The organism is Thalassomonas sp. RHCl1 (assembly GCF_947387555.1).
GTDB lineage: Bacteria > Pseudomonadota > Gammaproteobacteria > Enterobacterales > Alteromonadaceae > Thalassomonas.
Map to the genome: position 1 here is coordinate 810715 of NZ_CANDNZ010000001.1, position 19003 is coordinate 829717.

A 19003-nucleotide genomic window follows, 5' to 3' on the forward strand; every position below is an offset into this window, starting at 1 on the left:
TTGATGGCACATCAGCGATTAAACAAATTAGCGCCTGAAACGAAAGAAGCTTTACCTGAGGGTAAAGCTTCTGTGTTTTGGGATAAGTAAAGCGTAAAAAGACTTATAGGTTTTCTTTGGTTTCGCAGTCAAGCAGTGTCATATCATCGAAAAAGGCACTGTCTTCTTTGGCGGAAAAGCCGGAAATGAACTGCTGCAGTTTATCGTTAAAGATATTGGCGATTTCAAATAATTGGTTCTTTTTTTCAATTGGCTTAGCAATAAAGTGTTCCCCCTGACTGACGGGGAGCTGGAGTAAAGGCTGGGTCAGCAACTGTCCCAGGGAAACCAGATCACTGTCCCTGGTGATATTCAGTGGCGAGCCGGTATTACCTGCCAAACGGACGGGCATGGTATAAACCTTAACGATTTGGCTGATAACTTTAACTTTTGGCTCCGCCGGGGCATTGGCTGAAGCAGATGAGACAATACCACATAAACCTAAGGTACTTAGTGATATATATAATAGTAAAGGCTTCAATGATAATTTCATTATAATATCCTGTTTAAGTAGTGTTTTCTCTAAGTTCGAGCTAAACCTGAATCAAACCCGGCTAAGGTAACCCCTGCTTAAGTTTTGGGTTTGGCCGGCCATTATATCTCAATAATCTCGTAAAAGATCCTAATAATTGATCGTTTTTGTGAGATTTTTATATTTATTTGCTTACATTTTACTATAAACAGAAATATGCCTTGTCACGACCCTTATGGGATAAGCTGCCTGTTTTTTACGATTAAAGGATCTTTTTATTTTTGGGCCTTCTTTAATCAGAACCGGCATTGGTGATCCTTCTTTCAGTTTTAAGGTTTATTTTAGCGGGTGAAAGCCTCTCCATCACTTCCTGTGAGCGCAGAATTGCTTACAGGACATAAGTCCTTAGCTTACGCCTGGAGCGCATAGGCTGAAATACTTCTCTGTATAACCCTGCTTCATCACATCCTGTGATCGCAGGATTGCTTACAGGAGGTAAGTACTTAGCTTACGCCTGGAGCGTGTAAGCTGAAACACTTCCCTGTATAAAAAAACCGGGCATGTTAGCCCGGTTATGCTTATTTACCCCTTGTCTTGATAATTCATGCTTCCTGGGATTTTTGCTTTTTTATTTTTCTGAAGTTGTGCAATAAAGGTTCGGTATAACCGCTGGGCTGTTGGGCCCCAGAAAAGACCAGTTCGCAGGCGGCGCGAAAGGCGATATTGTTATCAAAATCGTCCGCCATCGGCTGGTAGCTCTTATCCTGGTTATTTTGTTCATCAACAACGGCGGCCATTTTTTCCAGGCTTGCCCGTACCTGCTGTGGCGTACAAATACCATGGTATAACCAATTGGCCATATGCTGGCTGGAGATGCGTAAGGTCGCCCTGTCTTCCATCAGGCCGACATTATTGATATCCGGCACTTTAGAGCAGCCGATCCCCTGGTCTATCCAGCGCACCACATAACCGAGTATGCCCTGGGCGTTATTGTCAAGTTCGGCCTGTATTTCTTGCTCGCTCCAGTTTGTATCTTGTGCCACCGGGAAGGTCAGCAAGTCATCAAGTGAAGCGGTTTTTTCCTGGCTTAAGGGCGGATGCAAGGCAAAGACGTCCTGTTGGTGATAATGCAGGGCGTGTAAAGTGGCGGCTGTCGGTGACGGCACCCAGGCGGTGGTGGCACCGGCCTGCAAGTGGCCGATTTTTGTTGCCAGCATATTGGCCATTTGATCCGGCACTGGCCACATACCTTTACCTATCTGGGCTTTGCCGCTTAGTCCGCAGCTGAGGCCAATGTCGACATTATTTTTTTCATAAGCCGCTATCCAGCGGGTATCCTTGATATCGGCCTTACGCAGTACAGGGCCGGCGGCCATAGAGGTATGAATTTCATCCCCGGTTCTGTCTAAAAATCCGGTATTGATAAACACCACCCGTGCTTTGGCGGCAAAAATACAGGCCTTGAGGTTGACGCTGGTGCGGCGCTCTTCATCCATAATGCCCATTTTTATCGTGTGCCGGGGCAAGTTGAGCATATCCTCTACCCGGTCAAACAAGGTATTGGCAAAGGCCACTTCTTCCGGGCCGTGCATTTTCGGTTTGACGATATAAATGGAGCCTTCCCCGCTGTTGCTAAGCCGGTTGTTGTTTTTGACATCATGCAGGGCAATTAAGGAAGTGATCACGGCATCTAAAATTCCTTCGGGAATTTCCCCGCCGGCCTGATCTAAGATGGCGTCATTGGTCATCAGGTGACCGACATTACGGACAAACATCAGGCTACGGCCTTTAAGTGTCAGTTCGTCGCCGGCAAGCGTCTGATAATGGCGGTCGCAGTTCATGGTGCGGGTGATAACGGCGTCTTTTTTCTCTACCTGCTCACTGAGATCGCCTTTGATTAACCCCAGCCAGTTGCGATAAGCCAGCACTTTATCACTGGCATCGACGGCGGCAACTGAGTCTTCGCAGTCCATTATCGTGGTTAACGCGGCTTCGAGCAGTATATCGCTGATACCGGCGGGATCTGCCTGGGCTATCGGACTTTTGCGGTCAAAACGGATTTCAAAGTGTAAACCGTGATGTTTAAACAGCAGGCTGTCGGGGATATTGATACTGCCGGTAAAACCGATCAGGGCATCGGGGTGACAAAGCTTGCTTTGTTTACCGTCGTTTAGGGTCAGGATCAGTTGCTGTCCGTCGAGCTGGTAATCGCTTACCTCCTGGTGCGAGCCTGACTCCAGCGGCAACACCTGGTCGAGGAAGTCCTTGGCAAAAGCCACGACTTTGGCTCCGCGCACCGGATTATAAGCCCCGGATTTTTCAGCTCCCTGGGTTTGTGCTATTACGTCTGTGCCGTATAGGGCATCGTATAGACTGCCCCAGCGGGCGTTTACCGCATTGAGGGCAAAGCGGGCATTCATGATAGGCACCACCAGCTGCGGACCGGCTAAGGTGGCGACTTCAGCATCAACTTTTGTGGTAGATATTTTGAAATCGGCAACTTCCGGAGCGAGGTAGCCAATGTCTTGCAAATACGCCTTGTATGCATCAAAGTCAAAAGCATCTCCGTTGTGCTCTTGATGCCAGCTATCGAGTTGTTGCTGCAGTTGTTCCCGCTTTGCCAGCAAGGCCTGGTTAACGGGAGTTAAGTCTGAGATTAAGCGGGAAAACCCTTGCCAGAAATCTGCCGGTGTTAATCCGCTTGATGGTAAGGCTTCGTCTTCGATAAAGTCATATAAGCAAGATGCAACCTGCAGGTTGGCGACTGAAATTCTTTGCTCCATAAGTCCCTCTGTTAACGTTGAAAAGTGGCTGCCGGTGAGCTTTGGACTCTCGATGAAAGTCGTAACTGATGTTTTAACCTTAGCGACAAAAACTGCCTAACCGGCACGTGCTTAGGGCAATGTATTGATTATTTTCTTGCGGTGCAATAGCGCAGCCGGAGCAGCAAGTGATATAAGCGTGTTAAAATCGTGTCTGAAATTTACCTGATGATATGGATGTTGATATTAACGTATTGAGTTTAATAGTTAATTTTTAGAAAAGAGGCTTCTGACTATCAATAATGATTAAAGTTATTACTCTAATCTATCTTTGTTATTCATATTGTGAATGTCTTTCTGTTTGATAATTATTAAATTTATGTTCTGATGCTTTTTACGGCTTAATCTCGGCTTTAATCAGGCCAGGCCAGTAAAGAGGCTATATTTGCGCTGACTGTTATTGCCCTGTAACAAGTCATCAATCCTTGTTTTTATTCATATCTTTCATATAGTTGATTTTTTCGTACTGCTATCAATACAGTGCGGGCAATTAACATAAACATTAAATGCCAACCCGGCCTGATTTTTCCGGTATTTTGTACTATCACTAACAGGTGAATTCTCATCAGCGGAGGTGTTTAAAGAAGAGAACCAGCAGATAAACCAAGCGCTGCCCCTAAGTGCTAGAGACACTCAGAGACAGCTAACCGTAACAGATAACTGGAGTATCCATCATGGCTAAATCTAATGATATGCCAGAGTTTCACTCGGTTAAAGTTTCTTTAACAGAAAATATACCAACCCTCATAACCAGGCTTCCATTGGCAGCTTATGCCAGCAACTATACGCAGTTAACCGGCAAGGGAGGAAACTGTCATGTCTGAGTCAAACCTACCACTCACGGAGGATGCAATCAAAAGGGAACAGCTGTCGAGCGATTTTGTCAATCTTGGTGACGATTTTGCTAAATTCAGTGAAGAATGCGCCTTTCTGTTCGATGCATTCGCAGCGGTTACCCGCGAGCCCGAATGCATCACAGAGCACACCAGTGAAGGTATCAGGCACCTGTGCTATTGGCTCAAATATCAGGTTATCGGCTACCGGGAGAAAATAGGCGAGATGCAAGCGTGCTGGAGAGTGCTTAACCGCAAGAAGTAATGTTAACTACGTAAGATTGACTATGGCGTAAACGGAGCAAAAGCCGGGCGAGTTAATAGCCATCATAGTTTCAGCTATGTCAGTAACCCGCCCGGTATAAAATGCAATCCTGTCACCTCTGAGGGGCATGGTCTTCCTGTTAGCGCATGTTAACCTAAGCGCTAGTGTTTACCTGTCCGTCACTAGCAATCCATACCTTTTATCGCTACTGGCTACCAATCCTGATTTCGTGATAATTCCCCGTATAGCTGAACTTTTCATACCGCACTCTATAGCGTGTAAATAATTAACAGCAACACTAAATGCCAACAAAGCCGGTAAAGAAAACCTGCAAGTAATCAATAAGTCCCGGGCTGATCAGGGCGGTGACTATGGCGGATATGATCAAAGCCAGCGAGCCATAGGCGCCGTGCTCGTAACTGGTTTTGCTGATGGTGGCGGTGCCCAGTGCGTGGCTGGCGGCGCCTATGGCCAGCCCCTGCGCCTTTGCTGAATGGACATTTATCGCTTTAAGCCAGGCAGGGCCCAATAAGGCGCCAAAAAGCCCGGCAAGGATAATGGCAAAAGCGGTAACCGAAGTATCCCCCTGAAGTTCGCTGGTTAACGCCAGGCCTATTGGGGTGGTGATAGATTTAAGTGACAGGGAAACGGCGATTTGCGGATAATTGAGCAATAACATAGTCAAGCAAAAGCTGATGCTGATCACCAGTAATGCCCCTAAGATCAGCAGGGAAAAGATCACTTTCCACTGTCTGGCTATCTGTGACAGCTGTTGGTACAGCGGGAAACCCAGGGCGACAACGGCAGGCTCTAGCAGCATATTCAGCGGCTCGGTGGCACGGTAAAACTGCTGAAACGGCATTTCAGTCAACAGCAGGCAGGGAATGATCACTAAGATGGACAGTAACATGGGATTAAGCCAGATTCGCCCGCTGCGCTTTTGCAGCCAGGCGAAACTCTGGTACAGGGTGATGGTGGCCAGGATTAACAACACCGAGGTCAAGATATCTGCTGCAGAGGCGGGAAATGACATGCTATCAGCCCCCTGGTTGTTTGTTTACGGTTTTGTTTTGGCAAAAATGCTCGCAGCACAGGCCAACAAAGGTTAACAGGATAAAGGTGGTGATAAATATAATGGCAACAATGGCCAGTCCGTGTTGTTGGATCAGCTCAAAATGATTGATAATGCCAACCCCTGCCGGGACAAAACACACCCCCATATGCTGGATAATCCAGGTGATGGCGGGTTTGATTATTTGGGCATCGAATACCTGAAAATGCAGCAATACGGTAAAGACTATCATGCCGTGCAGGCTGCCCGGCAGTCCCTCCAGGGTTGCCGCCAGCATCTTACCTGCCCCCAGGCTGACGGCGATGGCAAAAATACTGTATAAGCAGATAAAGAGCGGTTTATGCTTGAAACGGCTGAATTTAGGCACAGGGGAAACTCCTTGGCTCAAACAAATGAGCTGAAAAACATTTAGCTAAAACCACTTGCCCCAAACATTTGGCTTATACGCAGGACTGAAAAAGCAGGTTTAAGGTTCGTATTAGCTTTGGGCGGCGGCTTCAATCACCAGCTGCCTGAACCAGATATGGCTGGCATCATGATGCAGCAGCGGACTCCAGATCATTTTTAACTCTATTTCGGGAATATCAAAAGGCGGCTTTAAAATGGTAAAGTTGCTGTCGTCCTTATGCAATAGTGCGGCTTTGGACGGCAGGGTAGCGATCAGATCATCTTCATAGGCCAGTTGCATCGCCACATGGTAATTACGGGTAAAGACCTTGATGTCACGTTTTTTGCCGAGCCTGGCAAGGGCTTCATCTACCCAGCCAAGTTTCTGGACATCTTTGGGGTCCATGCCGACGCCGACGCCGAAACCGGTTTTTGATACCCAGACATGCTTGGAGGCGAGATACGAGTTGAGGTTAAACTTTGATACCACAGGGCTCTCGGCACTGAGCAGACAGGAAAAGGTATCGCGCCAGATGGTTTTTTGATGGAACGACTGGGGTAACTCATCGAAGCGGTTAATGGCCATGTCGATTTTGCCTGCCTCAACATCATGAAAAGTGACGTCGCTCGGGGTCATGATATCTATGGTGATGTTGGGAGCAATCTGGTTGATGCGCCTCAATAACCCCGGCAATAAGGTGGAAGCGGCATAATCGCTGGCCATTAAGCGAAAGACCCGCTGGCTGTTTTGCTCGTTAAATTCTTCTTCTCCCTGCAGCGCCTCTTCCAGCTCAAGCAATATTTTTCTGATGGCGGGGGCCAGGGACCTGGCACGCTCTGTCGGCACCATGCCGTCTGAGGTGCGTACCAGAATAGGATCATTAAACAGGGTTCTTAGACGTTTAAGGCCATTACTCATGGCCGGTTGCGTGATATTTAACTGTCTGGCAGCACGGGTGACATTTTTTTCCCTTAGCAGCACATCAAGGTAAATCAACAGGTTTAAATCAATCTTAGAAATATTCATAGACTTAATGATCTTCAATAAAAATATAACTGATATAGATGTGACTACTATAAAGGCAAACAAGCCCGGGATTCAATCTATTACAAAAAAATGGCTGTAAATTATTCCCTGTGCCCGAACTGGTTTTGTAGTTTAGTTATTGAAATGTAATGTCTTTTACTTTATTTTTAATTAGAGTATATATACTAATATTTCTTTTGTGAATCTTGGTTATGTAATATATAAATTTTGTAAATGCCGATTTGCTGGAATAGTATTTTGCTTGTCCGATGTGAAAGCTTTTATGTTGGGTTACATTTGGCTATTTGATTGAGTTGCATCTAGCCTGATTAAACCTGGCCCAGTTACATCAAAACTTTTTCTTAAAAAAGATTATCCAAAGGAAGTGTTATGTCTACCTACAACAGCGAAATTGATTCTTTAGCGTCACTTATTTCTTCTAAACAAGAAGGCTGGCAGGCAATCTCGCCTGAGTCAGTGGCACGGATGCGTTTGCAAAACCGTTTCAAAACCGGATTAGATATTGCTAAATATACCGCGGCGATTATGCGGGAAGACATGGCAAACTACGATGCCGACAACAGCAAATATACCCAGTCTCTGGGCTGCTGGCATGGCTTTATCGGCCAGCAAAAAATGATTTCCATTAAAAAACATTTCGACAATACCGATCGCCGTTATCTCTACCTTTCCGGCTGGATGGTGGCGGCGCTGCGCTCTGAGTTCGGTCCTTTGCCGGATCAGTCCATGCACGAAAAAACCTCGGTAGCCGGTTTAATCGAAGAGTTATATACCTTTTTACGCCAGGCGGATGCCCGTGAATTAGGCGGTCTGTTCCGTGAGCTGGATCAGGCGAAAGCAGCCGGTGATGCGGAAAAAGAAAAAGAAGTTCAGGCGGCCATCGACGGTCATCAAACCCATGTGGTGCCGATTATTGCCGATATCGATGCCGGCTTTGGTAATGCCGAAGCCACCTATTTAATGGCCAAACAAATGATTGAAGCGGGTGCCTGTTGTATTCAAATCGAGAACCAGGTTTCCGATGAAAAGCAATGTGGTCACCAGGACGGTAAAGTGACCGTGCCCCATGAAGACTTCCTTGCCAAGATTCGCGCAGTGCGTTATGCCTTCCTTGAACTGGGCATTGAAGATGGGGTGATTGTTGCCCGTACCGATTCTTTAGGCGCCGGTTTGACCAAACAAATTGCCGTGACCAAAGAGCCGGGCGACTTGGGTGATCAGTACAATGCTTTCCTTGATTGTGAAGAAGTGACCCCGGAGAACATGCAAAACGGTGATGTCATCATTAGCCAGGGAGGCAAGTTAATGCGCCCGAAACGCCTGGCCAGCAACTTGTTCCAGTTCAAGCCGGGCACGGGTGAAGCGCGTTGTGTGCTTGACTGTATTACTTCATTGAAAAACGGTGCGGACTTACTCTGGATTGAAACCGAGAAACCTCATATCGGCCAAATCGGGGCTATGGTGGATGCCATCCGTGAAGTGGTGCCGGATGCGAAACTGGTTTATAACAACTCGCCTTCTTTCAACTGGACATTAAATTTCCGTCAGCAGGTATTTGACCTTATGGTAGAAGAAGGCAAGGATGTTTCCGCTTACGATCGCAACAAGCTGATGAGTGAAGAATACGACAGCAGTGAGCTGGCAGTGCTGGCGGATGAAAAAATTCGCACCTTCCAGGCGGATGCCGCGAAACAGGCGGGTATTTTCCACCACCTGATCACTTTACCGACTTATCATACCGCGGCACTGTCCACCGACAACCTGGCCAAAGAATATTTCGGTGAGCAGGGCATGTTAGGTTATGTTAAAGGGGTGCAGCGCAAGGAAATCCGTCAGGGTATCGCTTGTGTTAAACATCAGAATATGGCGGGGTCGGATATCGGAGATGATCATAAAGAATATTTCTCTGGTGATGCTGCCCTTAAGGCTTCAGGTAAAGATAATACCATGAACCAGTTCAGCTAAAACCTTGCTGTTAGCTTAGCCGTGCAAGCGGCTTTTAGGTCAAGCCCGGCAGTTTTGCCGGGCTTTTTTTATCCGGTTCCCTTATTCGGGATAAACTTGGCTGTAATGTCAGTTATTCAGATACTGGCTTGCCGGTAAATCCCGGCGTTTTTATTTCAATTCTTTGTTTTTCTGCTAACTTTAACATCATACTCTTATGGATGAGATGTTATGGCCAAACGACCTGTCATTGCCGATTTGTTTAGGATAAATACGTTTTTCAGCCAGCTCTCCCACCGCCAGCTTTACTGCTTGTTTGTGGTAATGATATGTGTTTTACCTGCCCTGCTAAATTTATCCGGAATTGATTTTGCTTCACCTAAAGCCGGGTTGCCGCCTGAAGGCGAGGGAAAGCTTACTAATGAGACGGTATTTTTAGCTTTTGCCGGGGCGTTTCACCATGCCTTACTAGAGTGGTCTTCGGTGGTGTTTGCCTTGTTGGCCTTTCTCGCGGCTATTTTGCATTATCGTACCCGTGGCGATATTGCCATCCCCATTTTAGGGATTGCGGTATTTTGTGCCGGTTCGGTCGATGTTTTTCATACCCTGGCGGCGACCCGGATCATTGACGCCAATGCCAATAATACTGACTTTATTCCTTTTACCTGGGCCTTATCCCGCAGTTTTAATGCCATTATTATTTGTACCGGCTGCCTTATTGCCCTTTGGCTTTATCGCCAGAAAAAGCCGGCCGGTTTAGGCATGGATAAGCAACACCGGGAATTAAAACTTTTATTGCTCATCAGTGCTTGTTTTGCCAGTTTTGCCTATGTTTCTGTGCATTGGGCGGCGGTAAGCAATAGTTTGCCGCAAACCATGTTTAGCGATACCTTGCTTGCCCGTCCCTATGATATTTTCCCTTTAGGTTTATACATAGTGGCGGCAACTTTGTGCTGGAACCTTTACCGCTTTAATCCCTCATTAGCCAGGCTGGGGGTTTTACTTGCTATTATCCCGCAGGCTACCACGCAGGTGCATATGGCCTTCGGCTCCAGTGCCTTATTCGATAACCACTTTAATATCGCCCACGGTTTGAAAATTTTTGCCTATGCTTGTGTTTTGTACGGGATCATTATTGACTTGTACAAATTGCGCCGGTTCAGGGGAAACACTGAAAAAGACATAGCACCAGTGGAAACGACCAGGATGCCATCTGGCACAAGTCAACTTAGTGAGCCGGAAAATCTGCTGGATGTTGGCCAGGTCCGGCAATCTTTGGGGTTACAGATCCCTGTGGTAGCTTTTATCTTATCCATCACTATTGTGCTGTTGGTGAGTCTGATGTTTTACGGAGAAAGCAAACGCCTGCTATTGAGCCAGGAGTCGAAAAAGCTGGCGATCGAAGCCAAGCTGGTTGAGCCCCTGGTAGAGAAACTTTATTCCCAGGCGCATTCGGATGTACTGTTTCTTAGCAACACCCCGCCGATCATGGGGCTGGCCTATGCGACAATCAATAAAGATCAGCATGACTACGGTTTGTGGAAAGATCGCCTGGAGCAAATTTTTGTCGAGTTTATCAATGCCAAACCTTATTATTTAAAACTGCGTTATATCGGCGTGGCCAATGATGGCCTGGAGCTGGTGAATGTCAGTAGCTTTAGCAGCAATAAACCCATTCGTATTCCGCAAGCAAAATTGCAGCACAAGGCGGACAGGGATTATTTCTCTGCTGCCCTGAAGGAAAATCTTGGTCAGGTTTATTTTTCAGGTATCAATCTGACCCGGGATCAAGAGCAGGTTTCCCTGCCTCATCAGCCTGTGCTGAGGGTGGCAACGCCGGTTTTTCATCCGTTGAACGGGCAGCCTTTTGGACTGGTGATTATCAGTGTTGACTTTAGTTATTTTATTAATGAACTGAGAGTGAACGAGCTCTCGGAGCTGCGCTTATATATTGCTAATGAACAAGGGGATTATCTTGTTCATCCGGACGGCGCTAAAACCTTTGGTTTTGAGCTCGGACAAAGGTTTTTAATGCAGGATGAATTTCCACAATTAACCGAAACCATTGCCGGAAATTATCAGGAGCAGAGCCTGCAGAACCTTGAAATTGAACAGGGGCAATTTTCTGGTCATTATACCCGGATAAGATTAGAAAAGTTTGATAGCCGTCATCCGCTCCGGTTGCTGGTATTGGGGGATAACCAGGACAGTTTACAGGCCTTTGCCCAGTTTAAAGAGCACAGTATTATTCTCGGGGCTGCGTTGGCGTTTATGGCGCTGGCGCTGGCGATTATCGCCGCCAGGCGCATTGCCAATCCGTTAACGGGCATTATCCATACCCTGGAAAACTATGATAAAACCGGTGCTTTAGGAGAGTTGCCGGTTAAGTCAAATAATGAAATCGGTGTGTTGGCGCGTAACTTTCATAATCTGTTTGCCCGCATGAACTTGTCCCTGACCAGGCAAATTGTGCTGGCCAATGAAGCGGAGCAGGCGGTGAACAAACTTAATGCGGTATTTGACAGCGCTGCCGATGCCTTTATCACTTTGGATGAAAAGGGGAAAATCCTGTCTTTTAACCGGGCGGCGGAGTCTATTTTCGGTTATCAGCAAGAGGAAGTGATCGGCAACAATATCAAGTGCCTGATGCCTGAGCCGTATGCCAGTAAACATGATGGCTTTTTTAACCAATATATCGAAACCGGCGTCAGCAAGGTTATGGGGGTCGGGCGTAAGCTAGAGGCATTGAGAAAGTCCGGGGAAGTTTTTCCCGTCCATTTAGCTATTTCCGAAGTGAAAACCCCTCAGGGTTATATTTTTACCGGCATTATCCGGGATATTTCCGCTGAAAAACGTCTGGAGCACCAAAGGGATCTCACCGAACTGGCCCTTAAGCAGGCCAATACCCGCATTTCAATCGCCACAGATTCGGCGGGCATAGGCATCTGGGAATATGATCTACTTAACGATGTCTTAATGTGGGATGAATGGATGCTTAAGCTTTATGACATTGCCAAAAGTGACTTCGGCGGCAGTTATGATGACTGGAAAAGGACCCTTCATCCCGACGATGTCGAGGCGGCTGAACAAGCGATTAAATCGGCGATTGAGCAGCATATCCCGTTTGATCATGAATTTCGTATTATGCTTGAAAACGGCGATGTTAAGTATATCAAAGCGGCCGCCCAGGTAAATTACGATGAAGACGGCAATGCGTTGCTGATGACGGGGGTAAATTATGATATTTCCGCCCGAAAAGAGGCTGAGTCGGTATTGATTCAGGCCAGGGAACTTGCCGAAGATACCGTACGCCATAAGGCCGAATTTTTGGCCAGTATGAGTCATGAAATCCGCACGCCGATGAACGGTGTCTTGGGTATGTTGGGGCTGTTGCTGCGCAGTGATTTATCGGAGCAGCAATATCACAGGGTTAAACTGGCCACTTCAAGCGCTGAATCTTTGCTGACGATCATTAATGATATTCTGGACTTTTCCAAGGTTGAAGCCGGTAAGCTGGATCTGGAAGTTATCGACTTTAATTTGTTGAGTTTATTGGGAGAGTTTACCGAGGGGATGGCCTTTAAAGCCCAGGAAAAAGGGTTGGAGATCATTCTGGATGTCAGCAATATCAAGTTTAGCCATGTTAAAGGGGATCCCGGCCGGATTCGACAGGTCTTAACCAACCTGGTCAGTAATGCCATTAAATTTACCGCCAGGGGGGAGATACTGATCTGTGCTGAAGTTTTTGAACAGAGTGAAAAGCAAGTCATCTTTTCCTGCTCGGTTACCGATACCGGCATAGGGATCCCGGAAGAAAAGCTCAGCTCTATTTTTGATTCTTTCACCCAGGTTGATGCTTCCACGACCCGGGAATATGGCGGTACCGGCCTTGGGCTGGCCATTTCCAAACAGTTATGCCAGTTGATGCAGGGAGATATTAAGGTCAGCAGTAATACCGGGCAGGGCAGCTGCTTTAGCTTTGAGATCATCCTTGAGCTTAGCGAATGCTCATCTGTGGTCATACCCAAAGTTGATGTCAAGGATATCGATTTGCTCATTGTTGACGATAACCAGACCAACCGCCTGGTATTGAAAGAGCAACTTGAGCTTTGGGGGGCCAAGGTAACTGAGGCAGAAGACGGCCTGGCTGCACTTGGCCTGTTGCAAAGTCAGCACAGGCCGGATTTTAAAGTGGCATTTTTAGACATGCAAATGCCTTATATGGACGGCGCCGAACTCGGACGCCGTATTCGCGAATCAAATGAATTAAGTACCTTGAAGCTGGTGATGATGACTTCCATGGCGTCACGGGGAGATGCCAGTTATTTTGCCGGTATCGGCTTTGACGGTTATTTCCCTAAGCCTGCGACCTTATCGGACTTGTTTGATACCTTGGCCTTAGCCCTTAACGATGATCAGCTCTCGTCGGAGGAACGCCCTTTGATCACTCACCATTACCTGCAGGGGCTAAACTATGATCAGCAAAAAATCCAGGTCTCGGAGCATCTCAGGCAGGAAAAAGCCGACTCAGACAGCATAAAAGATTGCCGGGTATTGCTGGTTGAAGATAACCGTGTTAACCAGGAAGTGGCCGGTCATATCCTGGCTGAATTCGGCATTAATGCCGATATTGCCAATGACGGCCTTGAGGCGCTGACATCCTTGAAGCTGGCGCAGCAGGATACGCCTTATGATCTGATCCTGATGGATTGTCAAATGCCGGAAATGGATGGTTATCAGGCAACCGGGGAAATTCGCCGGGGAGCCGGCGGTGAAATTTATACCGGGATCCCGATCATCGCCATGACTGCCAATGCCATGAAAGGGGATAAAGAAAAATGCCTGGAGGCGGGCATGAGTGATTATCTTGCTAAACCGATCCAGGCGGAATTTTTAAAGAAAAAACTGCTGGCCTGGTATAAACCTGATCTCAAAGAGGAGACAGGCAAGGTAAGTAAACCGGCAGTGAAGATCCCGGTTAAGTTCAATGTCGACTTGGATGACCAGGAAAAAGTAAAACTTAGCTTAGCCGGCTCAACAACCGTTATCTGGAACAAGCAGGATTTGCTGGCCAGAATCAACCACAATACCGGATTTGAGCATAAGTTGTTGCAATTGTTTTTGGAGGAAATGCCGCGCTTAATCAATGATTTCACTCAAGGTTATCAGCAAGGGCAAAGCAGGGAAATGCTGGCCGGTTTAGAGAAAATAAAGGAAATGACTTTAAATATTTGCGGCACGGCCATGTATGAAAAAACCAGTATGGTGCTAAGCGCGATTGTCGAAGATAGTCTTGATGAAGATGTCTACCGGGAGTTTATCCAGAGTTATCAGATGCTGCACCAAAGATTAAGCGAAGAGTTGCTGTTGTGTTCTCATGAGCAGGGCTAACAGGCTTTCTGAAGTTATATTCGCAAGTGATATTGGCAAGGTTTAGTGGCAAGCTATATCCGTGATCAATCAGGCAGAGCAAACGCGTGGCCGCTCTGCCTGCCGATATTATCAGAAGCTGTAGACTAAGGTCATTGCCGTTTGGGTATCGGTGTTTTCTTTATCGTCTTCCACTTCGGTATTGTGATCTATGGTGAAGCTAAATTTCAGCTGCAGGGTTTCGATCAGTTTGGTGGTAATGGAACTTTCCGCCTTATAGGTGCTGTTTTCACCGCTTTTTGGTGAATACTTGGCGGTAAACTGTTGTCTGAACTCGACATGTTCATTCAGCTTACGTAAATACAAGGCCTGGGCCTGAATAATAAAGCTGTTGCTGGTCTCACCTGAGCTGTCGTCTGTGTCTTTCAGGACATCTCGTTTGAAACCTGGTCCGATATCGGCGTCAAAACTTGCCGTTTCACTTTCATACCAGCGGCGACCCCAACCCAAAGACAGTGATGACTGGTTTTCAAAACCGCTGAACCTGTCGTCTTTATAGGCGAAGTTACCATAGACATAATTTTTTTCTTCTACACCTAAGGTATAGTTAGTTTGTGATACCAGTTCCCATTTTTGATCGCTGGTGTCCATGCTGGTATCGCCGTCTTCATCTTCTGTTTCGGTTTTTTTCACCAGCAGATCGAATTCGAAAATGCTCTTCCATTTCTCTTGTTCATATTTGAGATCAAAACCGGTTTTAATATCCGCACTTTTGGTGTTGCCGGTTTGATAAAGAAAACCCAGCTCGGCCGATGTGGTAAAAGGGGAAGCCGGTTGTTCGCTGTTTTCGGCGGCGGTGGCTGCCAGGGGGACCAGGCAAAATACGGCGGTTGCCAGTTTTGATGTCATTAGCATTCTCTTTATTAGTGTTTATGAGTACGGAGTACAGAACTTTTGCCGGATTTTAACGTCGACACACATGACCAGGGCAAAATTTCGCGGTTATTATAGAGAAAAAGTGGCGGGTTAACTATAACTAAACATATAAAAATGAGCGTTTGGTAACAAAAAAGGGCCGAAGGGCCCTTTTATTTAGAGTATATGGCTTAAGAAAAGCTACTTACTTGATTAGCGCCTTTAACTGGCCGCTTTGGTATTTCTGATACATTTCTTCCAAAGATACAGCTTTGATCTTGCTGGCATTACCTGCGGTATGGAAGGCTTCATAACGAGCCTTACAGATCTCATACATGGCCTGAGTGGAAGCTTTCAGGTATTTACGCGGATCAAATTCACTTGGGTTTTGCGCCATAAAGCGGCGGATAGCGCCGGTGGCGGCCAAACGCAAGTCGGTATCGATATTGATCTTACGCACCCCGTGTTTAATACCTTCCTGAAGCTGGTCTACCGGTACGCCGTAAGTTTCCGGGATCTCGCCGCCAAACTCATTAATGACTGCCAGCCATTCTTGCGGCACGGATGAAGAACCATGCATGACCAGGTGAGTGTTCGGGATGCGGGTGTGGATTTCTTTAATGCGGTCGATGGCCAGGATATCACCTGTCGGTGGACGGGTGAACTTGTAGGCGCCGTGGGAAGTACCGCAGGCAATGGCCAGGGCATCTACTTGAGTTTTGGCAACAAAATCGGCGGCTTCTTCCGGATCTGTCAGCATTTGCTCGGTGCTTAATATCCCTTCTGCGCCGATACCGTCTTCTTCACCGGCCATTCCGGTTTCTAATGATCCCAAACAGCCTAACTCACCTTCAACCGATACGCCGCAGGCATGCGCCATTTCTACGGTGCGGCGGGTAACATCAACGTTGTATTCATAGCTGGTAGGAGTTTTACCGTCTTCTCCTAGTGAGCCGTCCATCATGACCGAAGAAAAGCCTAACTGGATTGAGCGTTGGCAGACGCTGGGAGAGGTACCGTGATCCTGGTGCATAACCACAGGAATGTGGGGGAACTCTTCGATGGCGGCAAGAATTAAATGACGTAAAAAAGGAGCACCGGCATAACTTCTGGCACCGGCTGAGGCCTGCATGATCACCGGGCTATCGGTATCACTGGCTGCCTGCATGATGGCGCGAACTTGCTCTAAGTTGTTGACATTAAATGCGGGAATACCATATTCAAACTCTGCAGCGTGATCTAGCATTTGGCGCATAGAAACTAAAGCCATGAAACTACTCCTAAGTAAAATTTGTCATTAATTCGGTGAAAAGTGTATCTTGCGATGAAAGCTTTCATCTTGCGGGCCAGGATTATATCAGAACTCGCCGGTAACTGGCAGTGAAGTTTGCAGATAAGTGTATTTAAATCGAAGATTTTAAATTAAGCCGTATTTTGTTCGAAAATTACGAAAAAAGTAATGGAAATCCCGGCTGTATCGCCGGGAATACTGGTATTTATTGAAATTGCCGGTGAAAGTTAACAACAGGTGTTTTTGTTGTTTTACCGTGTTTTGGCCAGATTAACACTTAGATGCCTGAAAAATACTTTCTATGGCATTATCCAATGCCGCATTAAAGTCCTGATCCGTTTGCTTTTGACTCAGCCCTTCGGTCAGTGCGCGGGAAAAACTGGCGATCATGCCACGGTTTGCCGCGACCTTTTCATTGGCCTGGGCCCGGCTATAACCGCCGGAAAGGGCGACCACTTTAAGGACTTTAGGGTGTTTGATGCATTCGAGGTAAAAGTTATCGCTCTCGGGTAAAGTTAATTTGAGCATCACAGGTTTATCGCCGGGCAGGGCATCGAGTTGTGCCAGCAAGGCGGTTTTGAGCAAGGCTTCCGCCGCCGCTTTTTCCGGACTGTGAATATCTATTTCCGGCTCAATGATCGGGGTCAGCTCCTTGGCTAATATTTCTTTGGCCAGGGTAAATTGCTGCTCAACAATGGCCTTGATGCCAGCTTCGTTGGCGAGTTTGATCACCGAGCGCATTTTGGTGCCAAAGACACCCTGGCCATTGGCTTTATCGAGTAACTTGCCTAAATCCGGTATGGTTTTCATTAGCTGAACGCCGTTTTCTTCTTCGACCAGGCCTTTATCGACCTTGAGGAAAGGCACGATATTTTTTTTCTGCCACAAATAGGCTGCGCTGTCTAAACCGGCGATTTTCCGGTCCAGGGTATTTTCAAATAAGATAGCCCCCAAGATCCTGCTGCCGGTAAAGACGTCACTGGTGATGATGCGGGTACGCATCTGGTGCACCAGGTCAAACATTTCGTCATCTCCCTGGTATGCATCTTCTGCTATGCCGTAAAGACGCAGGGCTTTTGGGGTGCTGCCGCCGCTTTGGTCGAGGGCGGCGATAAAACCATCCTGGTTTTTGATTTTTTCCAGCATATGAGCTTTAGCCATGTTCATATTCCTTCTGTTTGGGCAGGAAGCAGATCAGTGAGACTACCGATCTGCTTTTATCGGGTCGTTAATCGAGTGCTTTATCGGCACTCATATTAATACTTGTTATTGCAAGTATTAAACTATTTTCCCCTGAGTTCAAGAGGCACTATTTGGCACGTTGCTCCAATATTTCTACTGCAGGTAATTTTTTGCCTTCAAGAAATTCCAGGAAAGCACCGCCGCCGGTAGAAATATAAGAAACCTTATCGGCAATATCATATTTATCAACCGCGGCTAAGGTGTCGCCGCCACCGGCAATGGAAAAGGCGCTGCTGTCGGCAATGGCCCGGGCAATAACTTCTGTGCCTTTACCGAATTGATCGAACTCAAATACGCCTACCGGGCCGTTCCAGACTATGGTACCCGCCTTGGCGATAATGTCTGCCAGTGCCTGGGCGGAATCCGGGCCGATATCGAAAATCATGTCATCGGCGGCAACCTGGTCGACAGGTTTCAGGGTCGCTGCGGCGCTTTCGGAAAATTCCTGACCGACGACAACATCGCTCGGTACCGGGATATCACCGTTATTGTCCTGCGCCTGCTTGGTTAAGCGCTGGGCTTCACTGACGAGATCTGCTTCATATAAGGATTTCCCTACGTCATGGCCCTGGGCGGCAATAAAGGTGTTGGCAATACCGCCGCCAACCACCAGCTGGTCAACAACACCGGCTAAAGACTCCAGAACGGTTAATTTCGTGGAAACTTTTGAGCCGCCGACAATGGCCACCAGCGGGCGGGCGGGTTTGTCCAGGGCCTTGGCCAGAGCTTCAAGTTCACCTGCCAATAGCGGACCGGCACAGGCGGTTGGGGCATATTTGGCGACGCCATGGGTGCTGGCCTGGGCGCGGTGAGCGGTGCCGAAAGCGTCCATCACAAAGACATCACACAGTGCGGCTAACTGTTTAGCCAAGGCATCGTCATTGCTTTTTTCGCCTTTGTTAAAACGGATATTTTCAAAGATCACCAGTTCGCCGGCGCCAACTTCTACGCCGTCTAAGTAATCCGTTACCAGGCGGACAGGATAATTTAATGCCGCTGCCAGATAGTCAACCACAGGCTGCAGGGAAAATTCAGGGTTAAATTCCCCCTCAACCGGGCGGCCCAGGTGAGACATCACCATGACCTTACCACCGGCTTCAAGCGCCAGTTTTATGGTGGGTAGCGCCGCTTTTAAACGGGCATCTGAGCTTATTTTACCGTCTTTTACCGGTACATTCAGATCTTCACGGATCAGCACCCGTTGACCGGCCAGCGCCAGATCGGTCATTTTAATGACAGACATGATAAATCTCCCTTAATTGCTTTGTTTAGGATTAAAAAGGTTAATAAATAAAGATGAAAG

13 protein-coding genes are annotated in these 19003 nt (G+C 47.3%); 4 read left to right on the forward strand and 9 right to left on the reverse strand.

Annotated features, from left to right (window positions below; all coding sequences use genetic code 11):
* Positions 1-103: 103 nt before the first annotated feature.
* Positions 104-532 (reverse strand): hypothetical protein, encoded by a 429-nt coding sequence (locus tag QL234_RS03670; protein ID WP_281556491.1) that lies wholly within the window; start codon positions 530-532, stop codon positions 104-106.
* Between the two features lie 581 nt (positions 533-1113).
* Positions 1114-3294 (reverse strand): malate synthase G, encoded by a 2181-nt coding sequence (locus QL234_RS03675; protein ID WP_281556492.1) that lies wholly within the window; start codon positions 3292-3294, stop codon positions 1114-1116.
* Positions 3295-4007: 713 nt separating this feature from the next.
* Between QL234_RS03675 and QL234_RS03680 the strand changes: the two genes are divergently transcribed.
* Positions 4008-4157: a hypothetical protein gene (locus tag QL234_RS03680; RefSeq protein ID WP_281556493.1), complete on the forward strand. Its 150-nt coding sequence runs from the start codon at positions 4008-4010 to the stop codon at positions 4155-4157.
* Positions 4150-4431: a hypothetical protein gene (locus QL234_RS03685; RefSeq protein ID WP_281556494.1), complete on the forward strand. Its 282-nt coding sequence runs from the start codon at positions 4150-4152 to the stop codon at positions 4429-4431. The genes QL234_RS03680 and QL234_RS03685 overlap by 8 nt, the downstream gene beginning before the upstream one ends.
* Before the next feature lie 298 nt (positions 4432-4729).
* On the opposite strand, the gene QL234_RS03690 is transcribed toward QL234_RS03685, so the two are convergent.
* From QL234_RS03690 to QL234_RS03700, 3 genes are all read right to left on the reverse strand, one after another.
* A complete protein-coding gene (locus QL234_RS03690; RefSeq protein WP_281556495.1) occupies positions 4730-5464 on the reverse strand; it encodes an LrgB family protein in 735 nt (244 codons plus the stop codon).
* 4 nt (positions 5465-5468) lie between these two features.
* Positions 5469-5870: a CidA/LrgA family protein gene (locus tag QL234_RS03695; RefSeq protein WP_281556496.1), complete on the reverse strand. Its 402-nt coding sequence runs from the start codon at positions 5868-5870 to the stop codon at positions 5469-5471.
* Positions 5871-5981: 111 nt separating this feature from the next.
* Positions 5982-6917: a LysR family transcriptional regulator gene (locus QL234_RS03700; RefSeq protein WP_044834958.1), complete on the reverse strand. Its 936-nt coding sequence runs from the start codon at positions 6915-6917 to the stop codon at positions 5982-5984.
* A gap of 390 nt (positions 6918-7307) precedes the next feature.
* Here QL234_RS03700 and QL234_RS03705 point away from each other — a divergent pair, with 390 nt between their 5' ends.
* Complete coding sequence (locus tag QL234_RS03705) at positions 7308-8903, forward strand: isocitrate lyase (RefSeq protein WP_281556497.1); 1596 nt, start codon at positions 7308-7310, stop codon at positions 8901-8903.
* A gap of 210 nt (positions 8904-9113) precedes the next feature.
* Entirely contained in the window at positions 9114-14273 is a 5160-nt protein-coding gene (locus QL234_RS03710) for a response regulator (RefSeq protein ID WP_281556498.1), read from the forward strand.
* Positions 14274-14384: 111 nt separating this feature from the next.
* Here the strand turns inward: QL234_RS03710 and QL234_RS03715 are convergent, their stop codons facing one another.
* The 4 genes from QL234_RS03715 to QL234_RS03730 all read right to left on the reverse strand — a co-directional run bounded on the left by QL234_RS03715 (position 14385) and on the right by QL234_RS03730 (position 18943).
* Entirely contained in the window at positions 14385-15161 is a 777-nt protein-coding gene (locus QL234_RS03715) for a DUF481 domain-containing protein (protein ID WP_281556499.1), read from the reverse strand.
* 211 nt (positions 15162-15372) lie between these two features.
* Entirely contained in the window at positions 15373-16437 is a 1065-nt protein-coding gene (gene fba / locus QL234_RS03720; protein ID WP_281556500.1) for a class II fructose-bisphosphate aldolase, read from the reverse strand.
* 291 nt (positions 16438-16728) lie between these two features.
* Positions 16729-17625 (reverse strand): fructose bisphosphate aldolase, encoded by an 897-nt coding sequence (locus QL234_RS03725; protein ID WP_281556501.1) that lies wholly within the window; start codon positions 17623-17625, stop codon positions 16729-16731.
* Between the two features lie 142 nt (positions 17626-17767).
* Positions 17768-18943: a phosphoglycerate kinase gene (locus tag QL234_RS03730; RefSeq protein ID WP_281556502.1), complete on the reverse strand. Its 1176-nt coding sequence runs from the start codon at positions 18941-18943 to the stop codon at positions 17768-17770.
* Positions 18944-19003 lie beyond the last annotated feature (60 nt).

Coding starts and splice junctions, on each gene's coding strand:
- QL234_RS03725 (WP_281556501.1), bottom strand. CDS start 17,625: ATGAACATGGCTAAAGCTCATATGCTGGAAAAAATCAAAAACCAGGAT.
- QL234_RS03700 (WP_044834958.1), bottom strand. CDS start 6,917: ATGAATATTTCTAAGATTGATTTAAACCTGTTGATTTACCTTGATGTG.
- QL234_RS03680 (WP_281556493.1), top strand. CDS start 4,008: ATGGCTAAATCTAATGATATGCCAGAGTTTCACTCGGTTAAAGTTTCT.
- QL234_RS03675 (WP_281556492.1), bottom strand. CDS start 3,294: ATGGAGCAAAGAATTTCAGTCGCCAACCTGCAGGTTGCATCTTGCTTA.
- fba (WP_281556500.1), bottom strand. CDS start 16,437: ATGGCTTTAGTTTCTATGCGCCAAATGCTAGATCACGCTGCAGAGTTT.
- QL234_RS03690 (WP_281556495.1), bottom strand. CDS start 5,464: ATGTCATTTCCCGCCTCTGCAGCAGATATCTTGACCTCGGTGTTGTTA.
- QL234_RS03705 (WP_281556497.1), top strand. CDS start 7,308: ATGTCTACCTACAACAGCGAAATTGATTCTTTAGCGTCACTTATTTCT.
- QL234_RS03670 (WP_281556491.1), bottom strand. CDS start 532: ATGAAATTATCATTGAAGCCTTTACTATTATATATATCACTAAGTACC.
- QL234_RS03715 (WP_281556499.1), bottom strand. CDS start 15,161: ATGACATCAAAACTGGCAACCGCCGTATTTTGCCTGGTCCCCCTGGCA.
- QL234_RS03730 (WP_281556502.1), bottom strand. CDS start 18,943: ATGTCTGTCATTAAAATGACCGATCTGGCGCTGGCCGGTCAACGGGTG.
- QL234_RS03685 (WP_281556494.1), top strand. CDS start 4,150: ATGTCTGAGTCAAACCTACCACTCACGGAGGATGCAATCAAAAGGGAA.
- QL234_RS03710 (WP_281556498.1), top strand. CDS start 9,114: ATGGCCAAACGACCTGTCATTGCCGATTTGTTTAGGATAAATACGTTT.